This is a genomic window from Acidovorax sp. NO-1 (genome assembly GCF_000238595.1).
Classification (GTDB): domain Bacteria; phylum Pseudomonadota; class Gammaproteobacteria; order Burkholderiales; family Burkholderiaceae_C; genus Acidovorax.
The window spans coordinates 94,127-114,663 of record NZ_AGTS01000105.1; the positions used below are offsets into that span (position 1 = coordinate 94,127).

Below are 20,537 nucleotides of genomic sequence, written 5' to 3' on the forward strand. Positions count from 1 at the left end.
CATTCAAACAAGGCCTGCGCAATGTCCGCTGGAGACTGGAAAGACATGTACGCCGCCGCCGTGGCGGGCGATCTGGCGCTGGTGCGCCACCACATCGGCGCGGGCGTCAACCCCAATTACCAGCACCCCGAGATCCTGTGCACCCCCCTGGTGGCCGCGCTGATCCACGGCCACGACGACATCGCCCACTACCTGCTGGAGCATGGCGCAGACCCGCAGCTGCGATCCGACTTTGATGACATGACGCCGCTGGAGGCCGCACGCCGCCACGGCCGCACCGGGTTCATCGCGCTGCTGCAGGCGCAAGGCGCGAAGGAAGAGCGCAAACCCTTCTGGTGGCGCTGGCTGCCCATCTAGAAGCCCCCCCTGAGTCGCTTCGCGCCATCCCCCGGAGGGGGACGCCGCCCGTGCGGCGGGGCGGCCCTTGCACGGCGGCACTGGCTTGGGCCACGCCAGTTTCAGCGCGGTGGCTGGAAAGGTTGCGCCGTTTCTTTTGCGCGCATCTTGGCAGCGATGTACTCGCCGTGCGTCACATGCAGCAAGCTCGCCACCTTGCTGATCGTGTGGTTCTCGTTGGCGTCGATGTGCGCGTCGGCATAGGCTACCTGCCACATGGCTTCCACCAGGCGGATTTTCTGCTCCTGGGTGAAGTGCTCGTTCAGGCTGCTGGTAAAGCGCTGGTAGTCGTAGGCCGTTCGGGATGTGGTCACGGCCAGCTCCAGCAGGCGCTGCAGTTCGTCGTCGCTCAGCGCAAACTTGCTGCGCAGGGCGGTGACCATGGCGGTGCGCTCGGCCTCGTCCATGGAGGTTTCGGCCCGCACCACCTCCACCAGCAGCACGGCCGCGGCCAGTTGCACGGCATGGTCGCGCTCTGCGGCTGACTGGGTGGGCTGGGGCTGGGTGAAGCTGTCGAACAGGTCTTTGAGGGTGCGAAGCATCGTGGTGGCGTGTCCGTGGATGAGCGAGCCTGGGTGGACGCACTGCGCCCGTGTTGGTTCCCCGCCGGGCGGCCCGGCGACAATCGGTGGTCATGATGAAGAAAAACATTCTCCCCCTGCAACTGCTGGTTGCCCCCGACAAGAACGACCCTTCTCCGCTGGTGCTGTACCACGGGCGCAATTGCCCCGATGGTTTTGGTGCCGCGCTGGCCGCCTGGCTGTATTACGGCGACGGCGCTGAATACCTGGGACTGGACCACGGCGACATCACAACGGTGGATGACCTGCCGCCCGTGGCGGGCCGCACGGTCTACATCCTTGATTTTTCGTTCTCGGCCGACATCCTGCAGGCCATTGACGAGCGTGCGGCCAAGCTGGTCATGCTCGACCACCACAAGAGCGCGGCCGAAAAGCTCACCGGCTTTGCCTGCCGCTGCGGCGTGGTGCACTTTGACATGGACAAATCGGGTGCACGCCTGGCGTGGGAGTTCTTTCATCCCCACGTGCCGGTGCCCCCGCTGCTGCAATACGTGGAAGACCGCGACATCTGGAAGTGGGAGTTTGCCGAGAGCGCAGGTTTTCTCTCGGCGCTGGACATGGAAGCGCAGGACTTTGCGCGCTGGCGCGAGATTGCCGCCTTCACGCCCGAGCAGCTCGCGCTGTTCATGGCGCGCGGCGCGGCCATGGACGAAAAGTACCGCAAGCTCGCTGCCGACATCGCAGAAGGCGCGCAGCCGCTGGTGTTCAACGGTATCGAAGGCCTCATGGTCAACGCGCCCGGCATGTTCCACAGCCTGGTGGGCGACATCCTCTCGGCGAAAACCGGCACTTTCGCCCTGATGTGGAGCGCGGGTGCCAAGGGTGTGAAGGCAGGCCTGCGTTCGCAGCGCAACTTTGACTGCATCGCGCTGGCCGAAAGCATGGGTGGGGGCGGCCACGCACAGGCCTGCGGCTTCAAGATGGGGGTGGAGCGCCTGCCCGAGCTGCTGACGGGGTCCTTCAACGCCGCCCCGTCGCAATAGGCGCCGGGCGGGGCGGTTCAGCGGGCGTGGCGCTGCCGGTAGTGCCACGGCGCCATGGGGCGCGGCTGCGACCACAGGCCTGCGCCATCGCTGCGCGCCTTGCGCTGCAACTCCGCCAGCTGCGGGCGGCTGCTGGCATAGGGTGTGTACACCCAGGCCAGCCCGGCTTGCACCTGCGCGGTGGCCGCGTCGGAGTTGCCGCAGCGCACATGGGCCACGGTGCGGCCGTAGCTGTCTTCATCCACCGGCTGCAGCGTGGCTCGCTGCCGGAAACACAGGCGCGCCAGGCTTTGCCGCGACTTCTGGCCAAATGCCTGGCGGGATTCCGGCGCATCAATGGCCGCAATGCGCACCTTGACCTGCTGGTAGGCGCCGGGCGTGCCGCAGCGCACGGTCAGGGTGTCGCCGTCGCTGATGGCGACGACCAGGCAGATGAGGGAAGCAAGGGGCACGGCAATATTCTTGAGCGAAATTGGGCTCCAGCGCTTGATGGATAAGCGCTGACAGCTATTATTAGTATAGCTACCAGCGCCGTGCCTCCGCGGCGTGTTGCACGGGGTTACCAGTTGGGTTCGCGCGTGTGCACGTTGGTGATGCGTGCTTTCTAGAATCAGCGGGAACCGCGTGGTGTGCGGTAGCGTTGTGCCCGATGATGATGATTTTCCAGGAGTGCTTCCCGTTGCCCTTTCGTTTTTCTTTCCGCCGCTTCTCATCCCCTGCTGGCGCCGCCGTGGGGGCCCTGGCCCTGGCGCTGCTGACGGGCTGCGTGGCCTCCACACCCAAGACCTTTGGCGTGCAGGAGAACTTTGGTTCGGTGGCAACGCATTCGCGCCTGTTTGATGCCACGCCGCAGCAGACCTGTGAGGCGGCGCGCCGCGCGCTGCTGAGCCAGGGCTACGTGATCGCCACCCAGCAGCCCGAGCTGATCCAGGGCACCAAGAGTTTTCAGCCCGAGCCCGAGTCGCACCTGCAGATGGTGGTGCGGGTGGTGTGTGTGCCGGAGGCTGACGAGGGCAAGGTGAGCCTGGGTTTTGTGACGGCGCTGCAGGATACCTATGCGCTGCGCAAGACCAACAATTCCGCCAGTGTGGGCGTGGGGGCGATTGGCTCGGTGTCATTGCCGGTGTCTGCCAGCAGCGAGTCGATGGTCAAGGTGGGCAGCGAGACCATTTCCAAGGACGCGTTCTACGAGAGTTTTTTCGACCTGGTCAAACGCTTCCTTCTGGCCAGCCAGGCCCCAACCGATTGACCTGACAGCGCCTGCAAACCACCAAGCGCAGCGGCCGCGCCACAGGGTGGGGCGGCCGCTGCGCGGCAGGGCTGGGGCAGGAAATCAGCCAGCGGCGGGCGCCACGCGCTCCATGCGCGTCAGCGGCAGGGCTTCGTCGGCATTGGCCGCCTTTTGCAGCACGAAGTTGAACTTCGAGCGCGTGAAGGGCGCCGCAATACCCAGCGACTCGTAGCCTGCAGCCGGCACGTTTTTCTCCAGCGCAACGATCAGCCCGTCGCGTGTGGCAAACGCAAAGTCGTCGTCGATGAAGCTGTCGCCGGGCACGTTGATCTGCGTGGTCAGTGTGCGCATGCCGGGTGCCACCACCAGGAAGTGGATGTGCGCAGGGCGGTTGCCATGGCGGCCCAGTGCTTCAAAGAGCTCCGAGGTCGGGCTGTTGGGCGGAATGGCGTAGCCCGGTGGCAGGAAGGTGCGAAACCGGTACTGGCCCTGGGCGTCGGTTTCGATGCGGCGGCGCAGCTCGTAGGGCTTCATGCCGGGGAAGAAGTGCGAGTACCCGCCCTGTTCGTTGGCGTGCCACACGTCCACCGAGGCATGCGCCACGGGATTGCCGTCAAGGTCCAGCACCTGGCCTTCCATGACGAACACCTCGCCCTTGGGCTCGCCCTCGTCCAGGCGCGTTTCCACCTTGGACACGGGAGCCCCCGCCACAAACAGCGGGCCCTCGATGGCGCGCGGCGTGCCACCCGTGCGGCCGGCCTTGGCGTCTGCCTCGTCGGCGCGGATGTCCAGCAGGCGGTCAAAACCCAGGCCGGCGGTGATCAGGCCCGTCTGGCCCGTGGCGCCCAGGCGTGTGAGCCAGCCGGTGGCGGCCCAGAACTCGTCTGCCGTCACGTCCAGTTCGTCGATGGTCTTGAACAGGTCGGTGACGATGCGCTGCGTGAGCTGGCGTACACGCGCATTGCCGGGAGCGATCTTCTTGGTGTTGACCAGCTCCAGCAGCTGGGCCTTGGTGAGTTCGGACATGGTGGTCTCCTCGTCGGATGAAGGGTGGGGCGAAAAACAGGGGGTCAGTCGAGCTTGATGCCGCGCTCGGTGATGAGCTTGGTCCAGCGCTCGGATTCGAGCGCCAGGTGCTTGGCCAGCTCGTCGGGGGTGGAGCCCACGGGCTCTGCGCCGATGGTGTCAAAGCGCTTGGCGACTTCGGGGTCCTTCATCGCGTCCAGCAGGGCCTTGTTGAGCTTGCTGACGATGGCCTTGGGCGTGGATGCCGGCATGAACACCGCAAACCAGGGCGACACCTCATAGCCGGGCACACCGGCCTCGGCCAGCGTGGGCACATCGGGCAGGGTGCTGGAGCGCTTGGCCGTGGTCACCCCCAGCGCGCGCAGCTTGCCCGACTGGATGTGCGGGCGCGCCGATGTGATGCTGTCAAACATGTAGTTGACCTGGCCGCCGAGAAGATCGGACACCGCCGGGCCGCTGCCCTTGTAGGGGATGTGCAGCATGTCCACCTGCGCCAGCGAGGTGAACACCTCGCCCGCCAGGTGGATGGAGGTGCCGTTGCCTGCCGACGCATAGGTGAGCTTGCCCGGTGCCTTGCGCGCCGCGGCAATCACATCCTTGATGTTTTTGACATCGGGCTGGGTGGCGTTGGTCACCAGCACATTGGGCACCACGGCCAGCAGGCTGACGGGTGCGAAATCCTTGACCGGGTCGTAGTTGAGCTTGCTGTACAGCGGCTTGTTGGTGGCCATGCCGATGGACGTGATCATCATCGTGTAGCCATCGCCGGGCTGCTTGGCCACATAGTCCGCACCAATGTTGCCACCTGCACCCGGCCGGTTCTCGATCACGAAGGGCTGGCCCAGCGTCTTGCCGGCCTTTTCGCCCAGCGTACGCGCAATCGCGTCCATGGCGCCGCCGGGCGGGAAGGGCACGACCCAGCGGATCGGCTTGTTCGGCCAGTCGGTGGCGGCAGGCTGTGCGTGCGCAGCGAGGCCGAGGCCGGCCAGGGCCAACAGGGCCAGCAGATGGCGTTTGGATGGCATGGTGTTTGTCTCGCGGGTTTTGTATTGGTGGGGTGGCTCAGATGGCCGAGGGGTGCTGCGCCAGCGGTGTGACGGAGATCATCATGAACGGGAACAGCGGCAGGCCTTGCAGCAGCTGGTGCAGTTCGTCGTTGGATGCCACATCGAAGATGCTGTAGTTGGCGTATTCGCCCACCACGCGCCAGATGCTCTTCCAGCGGCCGTCGCGCTGCAGGTCCTGCGAATAGGCTTTCTCGCGGGCCTTGATCTCGTTGGCTTTCTCTACCGGGAAGTCGTGCGGGATGTTCACATCCATACGTACCAGAAACAGCATCGGTGTTCTCCTTAAACAGGGGTGGGGGTGTGTGCGGCCATGTCCACATGCACGGCAGTGAGGCCCTGGCGGGCGCGGTCAAAGCGTTCAAGTTGCGCCAGCGAAACCTCGACGCCAAAGCCCGGGCCGTCGGGCAGCTGCAGCTCGAAATCGACGATGGGCATCTGGGATTCGACGATGTCGTCCACCAGCAGCTGCGGGCCGAACAGCTCGCAGCCATGGTGCTGGCTGCCCAGCGTGGCAAACACATGCGCCGATGCGGCGCTGCCCAGCGAGGTCTCCAGCATGGTGCCGCCGTACCAGCCGATGTCGGCAGCCTCTGCAATGGCGGCCACCTTGCGCGTGCGGATCAGGCCGCCATGCTTGGCCACCTTGAGCGAGAACACATGGCTGGCCTTTTCGCGCGCCAGCATCATGGCGTCCTGCGGGGTGCAGACGGTTTCGTCGGCCATGATGAGCGCGCCATCGAGCGTGGCCGTGAGGTGCTTGAGGGCTTCGACGTTCCACTGCGCCACGGGCTGCTCGATCAGCGTCACACCGGCCTCCACCAGTTGGGGCAGGTAGCGGCGCGCGGTGTTGCCGTCCCAGGCCTGGTTCACATCCACCGTGAGCGTGGCCTGGCCTTGCAGGCCGCGCGCGATCTGCGTCACATGGGCCACATCGTCCTGCGGCGCGCGCGCGCCGATTTTCATCTTGAAGATGTGGTGGCGCTTTTGCGTGAGGCGCAGGTGGGCTTCCTGCAGGTCGCGATCGACATCGCCGCTGGCCAGCGTCCAGGCCAAGGGCAGGCTCTGGTGCACCTTGCCGCCCAGCAGTTGCCAGGCTGGCAGGCCCAGCGTGCGGGCTACCGCGTCGATCAGCGCCATCTCCACGGCGCTCTTGGCAAAGGCGTTGCCCTTGCAGGCCTTGTCCATGCGCGCCAGCGCGGCTTCAAAGCCGCCTGCGTCCTGGCCGACGAGGGCCGGGGCCAGGTAGTTTTGAATGGCGTGCAGGATGCTCTCGGGCGACTCTTCGTTCCACGAGGGGCCGCCAATGGTGGCCGCCTCGCCAAAGCCGGTGGCGCCGTTTTTGAGCCACACCTGGACGATGACCGGGCTTTGGCGGCTGATGGAGCCGAACGAGAGTTTGTGCGGGCGGATCGTGGGGATGTCCAGGATCCGCGCCTGCATGCGTTCGACGGTGAAGCGGCTTTGCATCGCTGTGTGCCTTTGTGGGTATCTGGAGCCGGAAATCAGGGTGGGCCCGCCGGTGGGGGCTGTTGAGTAGCAAGGTTAGATTCAATCCCCATGACGTTCCAATGATTTATTTGCAACTTATCATTCGATGGAATCGAACGATCAAGGAGCATGCCGCCATGGAAATCCGTCAGCTTCGATACTTTCTGGACATCGCCGAAACCGAGCACCTCACGCAGTCGGCGCAGAACCTGTTTGTCACGCAGTCCACGCTGTCGCACGGCCTGCGGCAGCTGGAGGAAGAGCTGGGTGTGCAGCTGTTTGTGCGGCTGGGGCGGGGGCTCAGGCTGTCGCAGGCGGGGATGGAGTTTCGCGCCTACGCCTCGCGCGCCCTGCAGGAGGTCGAGGCCGGCCGCATGGCGCTGGCCGACCTCACGGGCCTGCGCTCCGGCACGCTCACGGTGGGCGTGATCCCCACGTTCCTCGATACGCTGGTGCCCTCGGCAGTGGCCGCCTTTCACCGCAAGTACCCGGGCGTGAACGTAGTGGTGCGCAACCTGCTTGCCGGCCCGGTGGAGGAGCAACTGGTGGCAGGTCAGATTGACGTGGGGATTTCCTTTCATCCCACCGAACGCCAGGAGATCGAGAACGAGCACCTGTTTTCCGAGCGCATGCAACTGGTGGTGCAGCGGGGGCACCCGCTGGCCCGGCGGCGCAGCATGGCACTGCAGGCCTTGTCCACTGTGCCCCTGGCCATGTTGCCGCGCGCATTTGCCACCCGCCGCCTGATCGACGACGCCTTGCGCGATGCCGGGGTGGTGCCCTCGGTGCGGGTGGAGATGGAGTCGGTCGAGGCGCTCATCGACGCCTGCCGGTGGGGCGACCTCGCCAGCATCGTGCCCGAGCGGGCTGCGCGGCGCGCCGCCGATCTGCAGGTGATCGGCCTGCACTCGCAGCAGATCGTGCGGCAGGCCGGCATCTTGTGGCGCCGGGGGGCATCGCGCAGCACGGCAGCGCTGGAGTTTGCCGCGCTGCTCAAGACCAAGGTCTGAGCGTCTGAGCGCTTGCCAGCCCTCAGAGCTGGCGGATGAAGCCGTGCACCAGCGCGGCAAATTCAGCCGGTTGCTCCACCGCGCTCAGGTGGGCTGCGGGCAGGCTTTGCAGCTGGGCGCCGGCAATGCCTTGGGCGATGGCCTCGGACATGGCCGGTGGCGTGGCCTCGTCGCGCGACCCCGCAATCACCAGCGTGGGGCAGGTGATGCGGCGGTTGCCTGCGTCCAGCGCAATGGCGGCCACCGCGGCGCAGGCCTGCACGTAGGGCGCCGCTGCCGTGCCCACCAGCACGGCGCGCAGCGCGGCGACCAGCACACTGCCCTGCGCGTCTGCCCTGAACTCGGGCGTGAACCAGCGCTGCAGCGCGCCATCGGCGATGGCTTCCATGCCCTGGGCGCGCACCGTGTCGATGCGGGTCTGCCAGCCCGCGCGGGCCGCGTCGTCATAGTGGCTGGCAGAGTTGGCCACCGTGATGCTGCGCACCACATCGGGATGGCGGGCGGCCAGGGCCTGGGCGGCCATGCCGCCCATCGAAAGCCCCACAAAGTGCACCGGCCCCTGCGCCTGCTGGCGGATGAGCGCGGCTGCGTCGTCGGCCAGATCGTCCATGCTGAAGGGGCTGGTCAGGGCGGGTGAGCGGCCATGGCCGCGCGCGTCGTAGCGCAGCACGGTATAGCGGTCCTGCAGCGCGGCTGCCACGCCATCCCACATCTGCAGGTCGCAGCCCAGCGCGTGGCTCAGCACGATGACGGGGCCTTGGCCTTGCTGCACAAAGTGAAGGGATGACATGGCTCGGCCTTTCTGTTGGGGTGAAAAGGCCGGTATTGTGCCCACGCGGCGCAGCCGGGTGCTGCGAGGTGTCTTTGCGGCGCCGTGCGATCAGGCTGTGGGTGCGACGGGGCTCCACTGCCCCGGCGCCAGCCCCTGCAGCGAATACGGCCCCACGGCCGCGCGGATGAGCCGCAGTGTGGGGTGGCCCACGGCGGCCGTCATGCGGCGCACCTGGCGGTTGCGGCCTTCGCGGATGACCAGCTCGATCCAGGCAGTGGGGATGGCCTTGCGTTCGCGGATAGGCGGGGTGCGTTCCCACACCGCAGGGGCGGGCTCCAGCAGCCGGGCACGGGCCGGCAGGGTGGGGCCGTCGTTCAGCACCACGCCGCTGCGCAGCGCCGCCAGCGCAGCTTCATCCGGGATGCCCTCCACCTGCACCCAGTAGGTTTTCTCCATCTTGAAGCGCGGGTCGGCGATGCGCGCCTGCAGCGGGCCGTCGCTGGTCAGCAGCAGCAGGCCCTCGCTGTCGGCATCCAGCCGCCCTGCCACATACACACCGGGCAGGTCGATGTAGTCCTTCAGGCCCTGCCATTTGCCTTCGGCGGTGAACTGGCTGAGCACGCCGTAGGGCTTGTTGAAACGGATCAGGCGGGGCGTCATGAAAGCGGGCGTTGCGGTGGTCTGGCGAGCATAGCCGCAGCGTGCAGGGCGGCGTCTGACGGCGGGTTCAGCGTCTGGCTGAGCAGGCAGGCCACGCATTCATTATAAAATCGGGCTCCAGCGCAATACCAGCTTGCGCGGGCAGCTATATAAACAATAGCTTTTTCATCGGGGCAAGTGTTGCCTGATCCTCTCAACAAGGCCTCAAGGAGACACCGCCATGGTCACCATCGAACTCGACATTGCGCAGACCATCGGCATCGCCGCTGTCTTGCTGGTGGTGGGTGAAGCCATCAAAAAGCGCGTGGGCGTGCTGTCGCGCTATTTCATCCCGGGGCCCATCATTGGTGGGCTGGTGTTCTCGCTCATCGCGCTGTTCGGGCACCAGGCGGGGCTGTTTGCCTTCAGTTTTTACGACAACATGCGCGCGTTCCTGCTGCTGGTGTTTTTCACCACCATCGGCTTTTCCGCCAGTTTCGAGCTGCTCAAGAAAGGCGGCGTTGGCGTGGCGCTGTTTCTGGCAGCCGCTGTGGGCCTGGTGGTGCTGCAGAACCTGCTGGGCGCGGGGCTCGCCACGGTGCTGGGCGTTCACCCGCTGATCGGTGTGGCGGCGGGCTCGGTCTCGCTCACGGGCGGCCATGGCACGTCGGCCGCCTTCGGGCCGCTGATGGAGCAGGCGGGGGCGGCAGGCGCGTTGCCAGCGGCCATTGCCGCTGCCACCTATGGGCTGGTGGCCGGCTGCGTGATTGGCGGCCCGCTGGGCACCCTGCTGATGCGTCGCCACGGGCTGTATGCGCCGGGGGTGGACGGTGTAAAACAGACCGCCGTGGGCACCGGCGCCCTCGCCGCGCCGATGCCCAGCACGGCGCCCCTTGCCCGGGCGGGCAGCAACGACACGGTGATGTACGCCAGCATCCTGATTGCCGTGTCGATTGGCGCGGGCACGGTGCTGGTCAACTGGCTCAAGGGGCTGGGCATCACGCTGCCGTCGTACCTGGGGCCCATGCTGGTGGCGGCGCTGGTGCGCAACATCATCGACTGGCGCAACGGCGCGCTGCCCTTGCGCCAGTTCGAGGTGGTGGGCAATGTGTCGCTGGCGTTCTTTCTGGCAATGGCGCTGATGTCGATGAAGCTGTGGGAGCTGGCCGAGGTGGCCGGGCCGCTGCTGGTCATCCTGGTGGCGCAGACGGTGCTGATGTTCGGGTTCGCGTATTTCGTGACCTTCCGCCTCATGGGGCGCGACTATGACGCGGCCGTCATCGCTGCGGGCCACTGCGGCTTTGGCATGGGCGCCACGCCCAACGCCATGGCCAACATGCAGGCCTTCACCGCCGTCAATGGCCCGTCGGTAAAGGCGTTTTTCGTGATCCCGCTGGTGGGTTCGCTGTTCATCGACTTCTTCAACGCCGTGACCATCACCGGGTTCGTCAACTACCTGAAGTAACGCGCCGACGCTTGGCAAGGCTCACCGCGTTGCGATGGCGCAGTGCGGTGCTTCAAACCGAGAGCCGGAATAGTGCGCGGCGCCAGCGAGTGACGCCGAGCAAGGCCCGCCCCGCAGTGAGGGCGTCGTCCCCCTTGGGGGAAGACGCGCAGCGGCTCAGGGGGTTACAAGAACAATGCCGGGTCCACCATGGTGCGGTTGAGCATCACCCCCCAGTGCAGGTGCGGGCCGGTCACGCGGCCGGTGGCGCCCACCTTGCAGAAGGCGTCGCCCGCCTGCAGCACATCGCCCACGCCCACATCCATGCTGCTCAGGTGGCAATACATGCTCAGCAAGCCCTGGCCGTGGTCCAGCCACACCGTGCCGCCGTTGAAGAAATAGTCGCCCACATCAATCACCTTGCCCGGCAGCGGTGCCACGATGGGCGTGCCCGTGGCGGCGGCAATGTCCATGCCGCTGTGCGGATTGCGCGGCTGGCCGTTGAACACGCGGCGCAGCCCGAACGAGCTGGAGCGCCGCCCCGGCACCGGCACACGCATGCGCAGCGATGGCAGGGCCACACCGGCGGGCTGCTCGGTAAATGTGGCCATCACCACCGCCTGGTGGTCGCGCTCGCGCTCGAAGCGGGCCTGGTCTTCGGCAGACAGATCCACCGTGCGGGGTGATACCTTGAGGTGCTGCTCCTGGTACCGCTTGGCTGCCACGGTGTAAGGCAACTCCTGCCGCGTGCCGCCGCTGGCCTGCCCCACCGTGATGTGCGCTGTGCCGGGCACTGCCGCCAGCGGTATGCCCACCACGGCGGTCCACTCGATCATGTCGCCCGTTACCAGCAGCGGCACGTCCGCACCGCCCTGGCGCACATGCGCTGCAGGCCGTGTGGGTGCGGGGCCCAGCGACAGCCGGGCAACGCCGCCCGGCACGGCCAGCGGCTGTGGCCACACGCTGGCGCCCGCGGGCGGTGGGGTGCCGTCGCGAGCGTGTGACGACGGCAGCACCAGCAGGGCGGCTGCGCCCAGCACGGCGGTGCGGCGACTGATGGCGGTGGCGGTGGCGGGGGTGGCGGTGACGCTGGTGGGAGTAGGCGATATAGCAGGCATGAAGGCGAAGTCGTGGAAGTGGCAAAGGCTTGCAGCGCAGGCCCCGCGCCATTGTGCGACGCCCTTGGGCTGGCGGGCCCGCCGGGCACGTGCTGGCGGCGTTTGCCTACATTGCGTTACGCACTGGCCGACCACAATCTCGCCATGAAAAAAGCAGCAGGTCGCCCCCGCTCCACCATGCTCACCATCCTATTGACCGCCTTGGCCACGGGCGCGCTGGTGCTTCTGGCGTTGAACTTCACCGCAGGTGAAAAAAAGGTGCAGCAGCAGCTGCCCCGCCTGTACAGCACGGCCAGCCCGCAGTTTGAACGCGCGCTGGGCAGCCTGCTGGGGCCGGGCATCGTGGGCGGCAACCAGGTGACCGAGCTGCTCAACGGCGACCAGATCTTCCCGCCCATGCTGGCCGCGATCAAGGCGGCCCAGAAAAGCGTCACCTTCGAAACCTATATCTACTGGTCGGGCGACATCGGCAAGGCCTTTGCCGATGCCCTGAGCGAACGCGCCCGCGCGGGTGTGCCTGTGCATGTGCTGCTCGATTGGGTGGGCAGCTCCAAGATGGAGGAAAGCTACCTCACCGAGATGCGCGAAGCGGGCGTGCAGATCGAAAAATTCCACAAACCGCACTGGTACAACCTGGCCCGCATGAACAACCGCACCCACCGCAAGCTGCTGGTGGTGGACGGGCAGGTGGGCTTTACCGGTGGCGTGGGCATCGCGCCCGAATGGACGGGCAACGCCACCGACCCCAAGCACTGGCGCGACTCGCACTACCTGGTGCGCGGCCCCGCCGTGGCGCAGATGCAGGCCACGTTTCTGGACAACTGGCTCAAGGTGACCGGCAAGGTGCTGCACGGCGAGGCGTACTTTCCCGCCATTGCGCCGGCGGGCACGCAAAGGGCACAGATGTTCTCCAGCTCGCCATCGAGCGGCAGCGAGAGCATGCAGCTCATGTACCACCTGGCCATCACGGCGGCCGAGCGCAGCATCGACCTGTCGGTGGCGTACTTTGTGCCCGATGAGCTCACGCTCAAGCTGCTGATGGATGCGCTGGCGCGCGGCGTGCGCGTGCGCATGGTCACGCCCGGCGAGCACACCGACACCGAAACCGTCAAGGCCGCATCGCGTGCCACCTGGGGCGGCCTGCTGCAGGCCGGCGCCGAGATCTACGAGTTTGAACCCACCATGTACCACTGCAAGGTCATGATCGTGGACCAGCTCCTGGTGTCGGTGGGCTCCACCAACTTTGACAACCGATCGTTCCGGCTGAACGACGAGGCCAACCTCAACGTCTATGACGCGGCGTTTGCCCAGCGGCAGACCGCCGTATTTGAAGACGACATACAGCGCTCGCGCCGCATGACGTACGAGGCCTGGCTGAACCGCCCCCTGCGCGAGAAGGCGCACGAGAAGCTGACCGGCTGGCTGCGGTCGCAGCTTTGATGACGGAACGGGCCCGCAGCGTGCTTATTGCGTGACGAATTCGTAGGTCACGGCCTCGCTTTCCACCATGTCCAGAATGTCGTCCAGCACATCTTCGTCGTCGGTGCTGCTCCACATGTCTTCCGGGTCGGTGGCGAACAGCGGCTCAATCGCAATGTCCATGAACTTGCCGTCGGGCAGTTTGATGACCGGCGTGCCCTCGGAGGTATCGGCCAGCTCCCAGTCGTCGGGCACGGTCATTTCCAGCTGGATGGTGACATTGAGTTTTTTCATCGCGAAATCCTTGGGTTGCACAGCCGCGCAGGGTAACCGGTTTTGATGGCGCGGCTGCGGCGCTATGCCCCTGCCATGGGCACCGAGCGCACGCCAAAGCTCTCGCTGCCATGCGCCCAGGCCAGCAGCCGGTCGATGTTGGGGTGTTTGCCGGGGAAGGCCCGCGCATCTTCCACATGCTCGGCATACCACTCGAGCCCCAGCGCAGCCGCCGCCGGCGTGATGCTGCCGCCATACAGGGCGGCCAGCGCGGCATACACCACCAGCGATCCCTTCTGCCCCGGCTTGTTCTCGATGGTGGCCAGCACCTGGCCGTCACCGCCCAGCAGGTGCAGGGCGGCAAGGTGGTTGGCGGGGGGAAGCTGCTGGAGCCGGTCTGCGAAGTTCATGGCGTTGCCTTGGTAAAAATTGCATCAAATTGCCGTCTGGCGCTTGATAGGCAAGCGCCAACAGCTATGAATATAGGAGTAATAACTCCTTGCAGGGTATGTCTGCGCATCACGCCTGCCACACCCCAAACCCTGCCGAGCGCAGGTCGATACCGATCTCGATCTCGCGGTCCACCGCCTCTTCGTAGGGCATGGGGTTGAAGCCCTCGTACAGGTCGGGCAGCAGGCGCAGGCCGTATTGCGTGACATACCGGTTGGCCTGGATGCCCGCCTTGTGCTTGTCAAACCGCACGTCCGGGTCGAGCCCCGTCATGCCCACATACACGCAGGGCTTGCCGTCGATGTAGCCGGGGTTGCACCGGCGAAAGCGCGGCTCCAGCAGCACGTCTTTGGAGAGCTCGACCACGTAGACATGGTGGTGGGGCTTGCGGCGCGGCATGGTGGCGGGGCGGGGCTATCCGTGCGTTGGCTCACTCGTCTGCGTCCGCCTGGCCGTCATCGCGCAGGCGGCGGTCGAGCTTGCTGCGCAGCGATTCGGCTTCCTGCAGGAACTGCTCCACCGGCACGGCCGGTGCCACGCGCAGCATTGGCGGGAACATGCTGCTTGAGTACAGCGTCTTGGACAGGCGCATGTTGTTCAGCCACTGCGCGCCCAGCCACGCCGGTACGCCCAATGCCACCACGGCCGCCACCACCCAGGCCAGGCCGATGCGGCGGCGCGGCAGCAGGGTGGCCAGGTGGGCATACAGCGCCCCGGCCAGCACCAGCACGATCAGCAGATAGGCGAACCGGGCAAACACTTCCAGCGAGAAAGCAAATGCCGTCAGGTGCGCCACCAGGTGCACGGCGTCCACCGCCAGGGCCGCAACGCAGGCAATGCGCACATGGCGCCAGAACTGCAGGCGCCCTGCAAACACCTTGTTGGCCGCTGCCCACGCGCCCGACCAGGCCGTCAGCACCACCACCAGCGTGAGCAGCACACCCGGCACGGCCTTCAGGTATTGCAGGGTGTCGCGTGCATCCAGCCACGACTCGCCCAGCCCGGCCAGCAGCACCAGCACCACCAGCGCGGCCGTCGTGCCCAGCGTGCGCCACGGGAACTGCGGCAGCGGCTGCTCCTGGGCAATCGGCGTGTCGGCCAGGCGCAGCGTGATGTGGGTGTGGCCGAGGTCGATGGGCGTGCCATCGGGCCAGTCAAAACGCTCGCCCTGGCCGTGGTGCCTGCGCTGCAGGCGCGCACCGTTGCGGGTCTCCAGCACCTGCACCTGCACCGTGCGCGGGGCCTCCACGGCGCGGTCGATGCGCAGGTGGGTGGGCGCAACACAGGGGTCGTCCAGCACCAGATCGCAGTCCAGCGCCCGCCCCACCGTCACGGGCCAGCGGGTGATGGGCGCGCGCGCCAGCAGGGCGCCGTGGCGGTCAAAGGCTTCGATCAGTCCAAGGGTCGGCATCGTCATGGCGCGGCCTCCCAGCGGAACGCCTTCAGGTAGTGGCTGGCCAGCTTCATGCCGTTGTCGAACGAGACGCCCTGCACATCCAGGCGGCCCAGCATGCCCTGCGTGGGCTGGTTGACCGAGGCGGCCAGCACCGTCATGTTGTACAGGCCGGTCAGCTTGCGGTAGGCCGACAGGCAGACCACCGCACGCAGCGGCAGGCTGCCCGTGTCGATATAGCGCTCGCTGCACTCCACGGCCGTCTGGTGGCGGTTGCCGCGGATCTGCAGCCGCTCATTGGCAAAGCTTTGCGAAAACATCCGCGCAAAGCGCGCAGCGCCCAGGGTGGGGGCGTTGTAGGCCTCATAGCCCAGCCGCACCGCGCCGGTGGTGAAGTCGCCGGCCACCACATCGCTGTCGGCCTGGCACTGCGTGCGCTCCAGGTTCAGCGCGGGGAACGCAGGGTCGCGCCCCGATCCCCAGCACCGCGCCAGCGCATCGTCGGGCACGGGCACGCGGTAGTTGCCATGGCGCTGCTCGCGAAATGGCGCTTTCAGGAACCGGTCGGTCAGCAGTTGCTGGTGCTCCATCAGCTGCCGCGTCATCTCGGCATGCGCGGGCTGGGTGATGGGCTGGGCATTGGCTGCACGCTGCACCAGCGCCTGCGCAAACTCGGCCGGGATCAAAAAGCTCACCTGCTCGCCATCGAGCCGCTTGGCCACGTTCACGCCCAGCACCCGGCCCGCATCGTCCACCGCCGGGCCGCCGCTCATGCCGGGGTTCAGCGTGCCGCCAAAAAATATGCGCGGGTAAAAGCTGCGCTTGACCAGACCGTTGTAGGTGCCCTCGGTCACCGCAAAGCCAATGTCCAGCGGGTTGCCCAGCGAGTAGATGCGCTCGCCCTGCGCCAGCGTGTCAGCTGCGGGGCGAAAGCCCAGCACCGGCGCGGCAGCCGTGCGGCCCTTGGCGCGCAGCACGGCCAGGTCGCGCTGCACATCAAACGCCAGCAGCTCCACCTCGCCCTCCTGGCCCTCCATCGTCACGTACACGCCCCGGTAGCGCTCGGGCTCCAGCGCCAGCTGGCTGGCCACGTGGAAGTTGGTGACGATCAGCCCGTCGGCCGACACAAAAAAGCCCGAGCCAATCGACGCCTGCGTGTTGGCATTGCGCAGCAGCGTGCGGATCTGCACCAGCTTGTCGCGCGACAGCTCGTAGATGCGCCGGGCATCGCGCGACAGCAGCGCCACATCGGGCGCTGCTGCGGGTGCCTGCGGCGGCGCGGCGCCGCCGCCGGGTGCGGCTGGCGCCAGTTCTGCGGGGGGCGCTGCAGGCGATGCAACGGGGGGCTGGGGCGCATTCTGCGCATGCGCCAGGGCGCAGAGCAGCAAAACGAAGGGAAGGGCGGCAAACCGCAACGGCCGGGGCAATGAAAAGGGCATCGCGGTATTCTATGAACGCTCTGCCCCCTCGCCAGGTACGGCCCGGGCATCACCCCAACGCCCCAACACCCATGCAAGAAACCCATCCCTATCCCATCGGCACCCCCGGCCAACCCTGGGGCGCCGCAGAACGCGACCAGTGGCGCGCGCGCCAGTTGCGCCAGCGCAGCTACGCCGACGACGTGCTCGCCGCCGTGGAGGCACTGCGGGGCCGGTGGGATGTAGAGCTGTATGGCGATGTGGTGTATGCCGACGCCCAGCACCCGGCCGAGCGTTTTCCCCTGCGGGCCCTGCGCAGCCGCAACTGGCAGCCCGGCCTGCCCAGCGTGCTCATCACCGGCGGCGTGCACGGCTACGAAACCAGCGGCGTGCACGGCGCGCTGCGGTTTGCCGACACGCAGGCCGAGCGCTTTGCGGGCCGTGCCAACCTGCTGGTGGTGCCCTGCGTCAGCCCATGGGCCTACGAGCGGTTTCAGCGCTGGAACTTCGACGCCATCGACCCCAACCGGTCCTTCAGGGAAGGCTCGCCCGCGCAGGAATCCCTCGCCCTCATGCGGCTGGTGGCGCAGCACCAGGGCCAATATGGCCCGTTTTCTGCCCACATCGACCTGCACGAAACCACCGACACCGACGAATCCGAGTACCGCCCCGCCGTGGCCGCGCGCGACGGCAAGGTGTTCGAGCCCGGCAGCATCCCTGATGGCTTCTACCTGGTGGACGACACGGAGAACCCCCAGCCCGCATTCCAGCAAGCCATCATCGAGGCCGTGGGCCGCGTCACGCACATTGCGCCTGCGGATGAGAAGGGCGAAATCATCGGCTCACCCGTGGTGGCGCCGGGCGTGATCCGCTATGCGATGAAGCAGCTGGGCTTGTGTGCGGGCATCAGCGGGGCGCGCTACACCACGACGACGGAGGTCTACCCAGACAGCCCGCGTGCAACGCCCGAGCAGTGCATCGAGGCGCAGGTGGTGGCGGTGTGTGCTGCGGTGGAGTTCGTTTGTGCAGAGTCGCGTTAACGCCGTTGGCTGATCGTTTCAGTGCCAAATAGGCCTGCAGCGCTTGATGGGTAAGCGCTAGAAGCTACTAAAGGTGTAGCAAGTCTGCGCTGAAAACTGAGCGCTTAAAGAGGCATGGCTTCGCGAGCTGCTGCAGCGTCACGGAATCACAGGGGCCAATGTCAAGCGCCAGGCACCACGCGCCGCAACGCCCGCACCTTTTGCCACAGCACCGCCTTGGGCATCTGCATGGCCATTGCCTGCATGCAGCGTTCCAGCCAGCCGGTGCGGTTGTGCAGCCGGTCAATCGCCTTGCCCAGGTCGCGCGCGACTGAAGGCCCATAGGCCTGCGCCGCCTTCGCCAACGCGGCACGCAAGGCGGGTAGCGGCAAGTTCATCATGGCCAGGTCAATCACGTCGCGGCTGAAAACACCATCGTCGGCTTGCCGGTCCGAGTTGGCCAGCAGCTTCGAGGCTGCCAGGTCGAGGGATGTCAGGGTGCTCACGCCGCACAGGGTGTCATCAGGACCTGGGGCTTCCAGTGCGATGCGCGCCTCGCGCACGATCTCCAGCTTGATCGCCTGTCCATCCATCTGTACCTGGGTGCGAATGCCGTACTGGTCGGCCCGGATCTCGCGCAGCACCACCAGCGGCGGGGCGTGCACGTGCGTGATGACGGCCAGCCCATCGGAGCCGGTCAGCAAATGGCGCAACTCTCGGTAGCCCGCCGCGTCAGACACCAAAAAATCAATGTCTACCGACTCGCGGTATTCGCCATAGCGCAGCGCAATGCACGTGCCGCCGCCAAACAGGCAGCCATGCTGCACAAGCGTTTCGCCGTTCAGCGCGCTTAGCACATGCGCAATGCGCTGGTGGTGCGGGCGTTCAAACTGCATCGCTGGCCCCTGCGCTTTGGGCCGTGGGCTGTAGCGCCAGCCGCAAGGCATCCAGCAGTGCCTTTTCGTGGGGGGGCATGGCTTCCATGTCCAGGTGCCGCGCATTGCGTTCGTAAATGCCCAGCGCTTCGGCAGGCGTGAGGGTGTCCGTGCCGTGCACCTGCCACGCCAACGCACGCAGTTGCGGGTAGTCCGCCAGGGCCACCCGCGCCGGAATCCACCCAGCGCGGTTGGGCGCCGCAGCGGGCTGCCCTTGCGCGCCCGTATGTGCCTGCAACTCCATGCCCAGCGCCGCCAGGGCGTTGCACCACGCGCCCATGGTCACCGAGGGCTCGCCCTTCTCAATGCGGTGCAGCGTCACCCGTGATAGTCCGGCAGCCTCTGCCGTCACTGTGGCGCTCAGCCGCAAGGCCTTGCGTCGGAGGCGAATTTGCTCGCCCAACGCTTGCAACTGGGCCGCGCACTGTTCGGGGAGGATAGGGGCCTTTGATGGCATAGTGTTTCTCATTATTTGCAAAAATACGTTTTTGTCAAATATAAGAAACACTTCAGTCTGTCTATTGGCTATGGAAGCCGCCCGAAATGCGAGTGGCTTAATATTTATGGGTCAAATTCGACCTCTGCGCTTGCAGTACAAGCGCAAGCAGCTATAAAAATAGAAGCAAATTAGTTTGAAAAGATTCAAGCCGCCGCGTCCGGCCCGTCGGTCGGCGCTCCAAGCAACCGGGCGCTGACCTCGGTCGCATCAAGCGTTGCGAACGCCATGTTGTGCTGCTCCGTCAGCGGCCCATGGCCCGGCTCCATGCGCCCGGCGGCGTCGTAGCCCATGGCCTTGAACTTCCATGCCCCGCCCACTTGTTTGAGCGAGCCCACATGCACGCCATCGGCGGCGTGGACGGACACCACGCCGGCGTTGATGGGGAGCAACTGCAAGGGGCCTGCCAGCGGGCCGGGCGGCACATGGGCGAAGGTGGGGGTGAACGGAGGCGTCATGGAGGGGCGTTGGTGGTGCTGCTGTTCTTTGGATGAAATTTGCCTCTAGCGCTTGATAGATAAGCGCTGCAAGCTATCGAAATAGAAGCAATCTACAGCGAGATCGCTGCTACTTGCGCCCTGAGCGCTGGCAGATCGTTCTGCACGGTTTGCCAGACGATGCCCAGGTCCACAGTGAAATAGCCGTGGGCCAGTGCATTGCGCATTTCACAAGCAAAGCCCCACGGCACATGGGCATGTTTCTTCGCAAAGTCGGGGTGGTTTTGGCCACGTTGTTGCAAGCCTCGCCCATCACTTGCAGGTTGCGAATCACGGCATCGCAGGTCTTGCGGTCTGCCAAGAACGCAGCCAGGTCCATCCCAGCCGTGTAGTCCTGAATGTTGCCGATAGCTTCCAGGATGTGCTGCAAATAGTCCGCCACCCGCAGCGGGTGCGCCCGGCTCATACGGTGATCGCCTCGCGCAGCACCTGATCCCGAAAGCTGGCGGGCAGGCTGTTGGGGGTGAGCACATCGACCTCCATACCCAGCAACTGCTTCAGCTCAAACCGGATCGCGCCAATGTCCATCAGCGTGGTTTGCGCGGTGGGCTCTACCAACAGATCCAGATCGCTGTCGGCTGTGTCGTCCCCATGCAGCGCCGAGCCAAACACCCGTACGCTGCTCACGCGGTGGCGAAGGGCAATCTCGCGGATTTGCGAGCGGTGCAGTGAAAGGGCTTCGGAGGGGCGCATGGTTTGAAGTTTAGCGGCGCTGCGTGTTTACGAGCTAAATTGGCCTTCAGCGCTTTCTGGGATTGCGCCAGCAGCTACTAAAAAGATAGCGAGTTCTCGTCTGAAAAGATGGTCGCGTGGTGGCAGTTGATGCTGTCCATCACATAGGGGTTGCGCACCGCGCCGGGCTCCACCAAATCTACGCCCCGG

General features: G+C 66.1%; 26 protein-coding genes and 1 pseudogene. 7 read left to right on the top strand and 20 right to left on the bottom strand.

Going from position 1 to position 20,537, the window contains the following annotated elements; translation table 11 throughout:
- Positions 1-21: 21 nt before the first annotated feature.
- On the top strand, positions 22-357 hold the full coding sequence (locus KYG_RS18145) for an ankyrin repeat domain-containing protein (RefSeq protein WP_034695233.1): 336 nt from the start codon (positions 22-24) through the stop codon (positions 355-357).
- 101 nt (positions 358-458) lie between these two features.
- Here the strand turns inward: KYG_RS18145 and KYG_RS18150 are convergent, their stop codons facing one another.
- A complete protein-coding gene (locus tag KYG_RS18150) occupies positions 459-938 on the bottom strand; it encodes a TerB family tellurite resistance protein (protein WP_008906392.1) in 480 nt (159 codons plus the stop codon).
- 92 nt (positions 939-1,030) lie between these two features.
- Here KYG_RS18150 and KYG_RS18155 point away from each other — a divergent pair, with 92 nt between their 5' ends.
- Complete coding sequence (locus KYG_RS18155; protein ID WP_008906393.1) at positions 1,031-1,960, top strand: DHH family phosphoesterase; 930 nt, start codon at positions 1,031-1,033, stop codon at positions 1,958-1,960.
- A gap of 17 nt (positions 1,961-1,977) precedes the next feature.
- Here the strand turns inward: KYG_RS18155 and KYG_RS18160 are convergent, their stop codons facing one another.
- Positions 1,978-2,412: a thermonuclease family protein gene (locus KYG_RS18160; protein ID WP_008906394.1), complete on the bottom strand. Its 435-nt coding sequence runs from the start codon at positions 2,410-2,412 to the stop codon at positions 1,978-1,980.
- A gap of 227 nt (positions 2,413-2,639) precedes the next feature.
- Here KYG_RS18160 and KYG_RS18165 point away from each other — a divergent pair, with 227 nt between their 5' ends.
- Complete coding sequence (locus KYG_RS18165) at positions 2,640-3,209, top strand: DUF2242 domain-containing protein (protein ID WP_008906395.1); 570 nt, start codon at positions 2,640-2,642, stop codon at positions 3,207-3,209.
- 84 nt (positions 3,210-3,293) lie between these two features.
- Here the strand turns inward: KYG_RS18165 and KYG_RS18170 are convergent, their stop codons facing one another.
- Genes KYG_RS18170 through KYG_RS18185 form a run of 4 tightly spaced genes read right to left on the bottom strand, consistent with a single transcriptional unit; the run spans position 3,294 to position 6,751 of the window.
- Positions 3,294-4,217, bottom strand: coding sequence for a dioxygenase (locus KYG_RS18170; RefSeq protein WP_008906396.1), 924 nt, complete (start codon positions 4,215-4,217; stop codon positions 3,294-3,296).
- Between the two features lie 44 nt (positions 4,218-4,261).
- Positions 4,262-5,242 (bottom strand): tripartite tricarboxylate transporter substrate binding protein, encoded by a 981-nt coding sequence (locus tag KYG_RS18175; protein ID WP_008906397.1) that lies wholly within the window; start codon positions 5,240-5,242, stop codon positions 4,262-4,264.
- A 37-nt stretch (positions 5,243-5,279) separates the two neighbouring features.
- Entirely contained in the window at positions 5,280-5,555 is a 276-nt protein-coding gene (gene catC / locus KYG_RS18180; RefSeq protein WP_008906398.1) for a muconolactone Delta-isomerase, read from the bottom strand.
- Between the two features lie 11 nt (positions 5,556-5,566).
- Complete coding sequence (locus KYG_RS18185) at positions 5,567-6,751, bottom strand: muconate cycloisomerase family protein (protein ID WP_008906399.1); 1,185 nt, start codon at positions 6,749-6,751, stop codon at positions 5,567-5,569.
- 158 nt (positions 6,752-6,909) lie between these two features.
- Here KYG_RS18185 and KYG_RS18190 point away from each other — a divergent pair, with 158 nt between their 5' ends.
- Positions 6,910-7,782 (top strand): LysR substrate-binding domain-containing protein, encoded by an 873-nt coding sequence (locus tag KYG_RS18190; protein WP_008906400.1) that lies wholly within the window; start codon positions 6,910-6,912, stop codon positions 7,780-7,782.
- A 22-nt stretch (positions 7,783-7,804) separates the two neighbouring features.
- Here the strand turns inward: KYG_RS18190 and KYG_RS18195 are convergent, their stop codons facing one another.
- Together KYG_RS18195 and KYG_RS18200 are read right to left on the bottom strand one after the other, a co-directional pair.
- Positions 7,805-8,572 carry an alpha/beta fold hydrolase gene (locus KYG_RS18195; RefSeq protein ID WP_008906401.1) on the bottom strand — a complete coding sequence of 256 codons (768 nt, stop codon included), beginning with the start codon at positions 8,570-8,572 and terminating at the stop codon, positions 7,805-7,807.
- Between the two features lie 90 nt (positions 8,573-8,662).
- Complete coding sequence (locus KYG_RS18200; protein WP_182119514.1) at positions 8,663-9,214, bottom strand: pseudouridine synthase; 552 nt, start codon at positions 9,212-9,214, stop codon at positions 8,663-8,665.
- A 220-nt stretch (positions 9,215-9,434) separates the two neighbouring features.
- Between KYG_RS18200 and gltS the strand changes: the two genes are divergently transcribed.
- Positions 9,435-10,658, top strand: a complete 1,224-nt coding sequence (gene gltS, locus KYG_RS18205; protein WP_008906403.1) for a sodium/glutamate symporter — start codon at positions 9,435-9,437, stop codon at positions 10,656-10,658.
- A gap of 164 nt (positions 10,659-10,822) precedes the next feature.
- Here the strand turns inward: gltS and KYG_RS18210 are convergent, their stop codons facing one another.
- The gene (locus KYG_RS18210; protein ID WP_008906404.1) at positions 10,823-11,755 is read right to left on the bottom strand and encodes a peptidoglycan DD-metalloendopeptidase family protein; all 933 of its coding nucleotides are present in this window, start codon (positions 11,753-11,755) and stop codon (positions 10,823-10,825) included.
- Between the two features lie 177 nt (positions 11,756-11,932).
- Here KYG_RS18210 and KYG_RS18215 point away from each other — a divergent pair, with 177 nt between their 5' ends.
- Entirely contained in the window at positions 11,933-13,195 is a 1,263-nt protein-coding gene (locus KYG_RS18215) for a phosphatidylserine/phosphatidylglycerophosphate/cardiolipin synthase family protein (protein ID WP_008906405.1), read from the top strand.
- Between the two features lie 24 nt (positions 13,196-13,219).
- Here KYG_RS18215 and KYG_RS18220 read toward each other — a convergent pair whose 3' ends face one another.
- The 5 genes from KYG_RS18220 to KYG_RS18240 all read right to left on the bottom strand — a co-directional run bounded on the left by KYG_RS18220 (position 13,220) and on the right by KYG_RS18240 (position 16,729).
- Complete coding sequence (locus KYG_RS18220) at positions 13,220-13,468, bottom strand: hypothetical protein (protein WP_008906406.1); 249 nt, start codon at positions 13,466-13,468, stop codon at positions 13,220-13,222.
- 62 nt (positions 13,469-13,530) lie between these two features.
- On the bottom strand, positions 13,531-13,857 hold the full coding sequence (locus KYG_RS18225) for a DUF2322 family protein (RefSeq protein ID WP_008906407.1): 327 nt from the start codon (positions 13,855-13,857) through the stop codon (positions 13,531-13,533).
- 109 nt (positions 13,858-13,966) lie between these two features.
- Positions 13,967-14,296 (bottom strand): hypothetical protein, encoded by a 330-nt coding sequence (locus KYG_RS18230; protein ID WP_008906408.1) that lies wholly within the window; start codon positions 14,294-14,296, stop codon positions 13,967-13,969.
- Between the two features lie 31 nt (positions 14,297-14,327).
- Entirely contained in the window at positions 14,328-15,314 is a 987-nt protein-coding gene (locus tag KYG_RS18235; RefSeq protein ID WP_008906409.1) for an FHA domain-containing protein, read from the bottom strand.
- Complete coding sequence (locus KYG_RS18240; protein ID WP_008906410.1) at positions 15,311-16,729, bottom strand: serine protease; 1,419 nt, start codon at positions 16,727-16,729, stop codon at positions 15,311-15,313. Before KYG_RS18240 ends, KYG_RS18235 begins: the two co-directional genes overlap by 4 nt.
- A 71-nt stretch (positions 16,730-16,800) precedes the next feature.
- Here KYG_RS18240 and KYG_RS18245 point away from each other — a divergent pair, with 71 nt between their 5' ends.
- The gene (locus KYG_RS18245) at positions 16,801-17,748 is read left to right on the top strand and encodes a M14 family metallocarboxypeptidase (protein ID WP_008906411.1); all 948 of its coding nucleotides are present in this window, start codon (positions 16,801-16,803) and stop codon (positions 17,746-17,748) included.
- A 161-nt stretch (positions 17,749-17,909) separates the two neighbouring features.
- Here KYG_RS18245 and KYG_RS18250 read toward each other — a convergent pair whose 3' ends face one another.
- The 6 genes and pseudogenes from KYG_RS18250 to KYG_RS18270 all read right to left on the bottom strand — a co-directional run bounded on the left by KYG_RS18250 (position 17,910) and on the right by KYG_RS18270 (position 20,348).
- Positions 17,910-18,623, bottom strand: coding sequence for a nucleotidyl transferase AbiEii/AbiGii toxin family protein (locus KYG_RS18250; RefSeq protein WP_008906412.1), 714 nt, complete (start codon positions 18,621-18,623; stop codon positions 17,910-17,912).
- Entirely contained in the window at positions 18,613-19,119 is a 507-nt protein-coding gene (locus KYG_RS18255; protein WP_050813895.1) for a helix-turn-helix domain-containing protein, read from the bottom strand. The genes KYG_RS18250 and KYG_RS18255 overlap by 11 nt, the downstream gene beginning before the upstream one ends.
- Positions 19,120-19,304: 185 nt before the next feature.
- A complete protein-coding gene (locus KYG_RS18260) occupies positions 19,305-19,616 on the bottom strand; it encodes a hypothetical protein (protein WP_008906414.1) in 312 nt (103 codons plus the stop codon).
- 92 nt (positions 19,617-19,708) lie between these two features.
- Positions 19,709-19,897 carry a DUF86 domain-containing protein gene (locus KYG_RS18265; RefSeq protein WP_255344434.1) on the bottom strand — a complete coding sequence of 63 codons (189 nt, stop codon included), beginning with the start codon at positions 19,895-19,897 and terminating at the stop codon, positions 19,709-19,711.
- A 38-nt stretch (positions 19,898-19,935) separates the two neighbouring features.
- A pseudogene (locus KYG_RS25530) lies at positions 19,936-20,061 on the bottom strand (hypothetical protein); the annotation flags it as partial.
- Positions 20,058-20,348 carry a nucleotidyltransferase family protein gene (locus tag KYG_RS18270; protein ID WP_008906417.1) on the bottom strand — a complete coding sequence of 97 codons (291 nt, stop codon included), beginning with the start codon at positions 20,346-20,348 and terminating at the stop codon, positions 20,058-20,060. The gene KYG_RS18270 and the pseudogene KYG_RS25530, both read right to left, overlap by 4 nt.
- Positions 20,349-20,537: the final 189 nt, after the last annotated feature.

Coding starts and splice junctions, on each gene's coding strand:
- KYG_RS18260 (WP_008906414.1), bottom strand. CDS start 19,616: ATGACGCCTCCGTTCACCCCCACCTTCGCCCATGTGCCGCCCGGCCCG.
- KYG_RS18190 (WP_008906400.1), top strand. CDS start 6,910: ATGGAAATCCGTCAGCTTCGATACTTTCTGGACATCGCCGAAACCGAG.
- KYG_RS18185 (WP_008906399.1), bottom strand. CDS start 6,751: ATGCAAAGCCGCTTCACCGTCGAACGCATGCAGGCGCGGATCCTGGAC.
- KYG_RS18255 (WP_050813895.1), bottom strand. CDS start 19,119: ATGCCATCAAAGGCCCCTATCCTCCCCGAACAGTGCGCGGCCCAGTTG.
- catC (WP_008906398.1), bottom strand. CDS start 5,555: ATGCTGTTTCTGGTACGTATGGATGTGAACATCCCGCACGACTTCCCG.
- KYG_RS18270 (WP_008906417.1), bottom strand. CDS start 20,348: ATGCGCCCCTCCGAAGCCCTTTCACTGCACCGCTCGCAAATCCGCGAG.
- KYG_RS18175 (WP_008906397.1), bottom strand. CDS start 5,242: ATGCCATCCAAACGCCATCTGCTGGCCCTGTTGGCCCTGGCCGGCCTC.
- KYG_RS18150 (WP_008906392.1), bottom strand. CDS start 938: ATGCTTCGCACCCTCAAAGACCTGTTCGACAGCTTCACCCAGCCCCAG.
- KYG_RS18250 (WP_008906412.1), bottom strand. CDS start 18,623: ATGCAGTTTGAACGCCCGCACCACCAGCGCATTGCGCATGTGCTAAGC.
- KYG_RS18210 (WP_008906404.1), bottom strand. CDS start 11,755: ATGCCTGCTATATCGCCTACTCCCACCAGCGTCACCGCCACCCCCGCC.
- KYG_RS18170 (WP_008906396.1), bottom strand. CDS start 4,217: ATGTCCGAACTCACCAAGGCCCAGCTGCTGGAGCTGGTCAACACCAAG.
- KYG_RS18155 (WP_008906393.1), top strand. CDS start 1,031: ATGATGAAGAAAAACATTCTCCCCCTGCAACTGCTGGTTGCCCCCGAC.
- KYG_RS18240 (WP_008906410.1), bottom strand. CDS start 16,729: ATGCCCTTTTCATTGCCCCGGCCGTTGCGGTTTGCCGCCCTTCCCTTC.
- KYG_RS18215 (WP_008906405.1), top strand. CDS start 11,933: ATGCTCACCATCCTATTGACCGCCTTGGCCACGGGCGCGCTGGTGCTT.
- KYG_RS18245 (WP_008906411.1), top strand. CDS start 16,801: ATGCAAGAAACCCATCCCTATCCCATCGGCACCCCCGGCCAACCCTGG.
- KYG_RS18145 (WP_034695233.1), top strand. CDS start 22: ATGTCCGCTGGAGACTGGAAAGACATGTACGCCGCCGCCGTGGCGGGC.
- KYG_RS18200 (WP_182119514.1), bottom strand. CDS start 9,214: ATGACGCCCCGCCTGATCCGTTTCAACAAGCCCTACGGCGTGCTCAGC.
- KYG_RS18225 (WP_008906407.1), bottom strand. CDS start 13,857: ATGAACTTCGCAGACCGGCTCCAGCAGCTTCCCCCCGCCAACCACCTT.
- KYG_RS18195 (WP_008906401.1), bottom strand. CDS start 8,572: ATGTCATCCCTTCACTTTGTGCAGCAAGGCCAAGGCCCCGTCATCGTG.
- KYG_RS18220 (WP_008906406.1), bottom strand. CDS start 13,468: ATGAAAAAACTCAATGTCACCATCCAGCTGGAAATGACCGTGCCCGAC.
- gltS (WP_008906403.1), top strand. CDS start 9,435: ATGGTCACCATCGAACTCGACATTGCGCAGACCATCGGCATCGCCGCT.
- KYG_RS18230 (WP_008906408.1), bottom strand. CDS start 14,296: ATGCCGCGCCGCAAGCCCCACCACCATGTCTACGTGGTCGAGCTCTCC.
- KYG_RS18235 (WP_008906409.1), bottom strand. CDS start 15,314: ATGACGATGCCGACCCTTGGACTGATCGAAGCCTTTGACCGCCACGGC.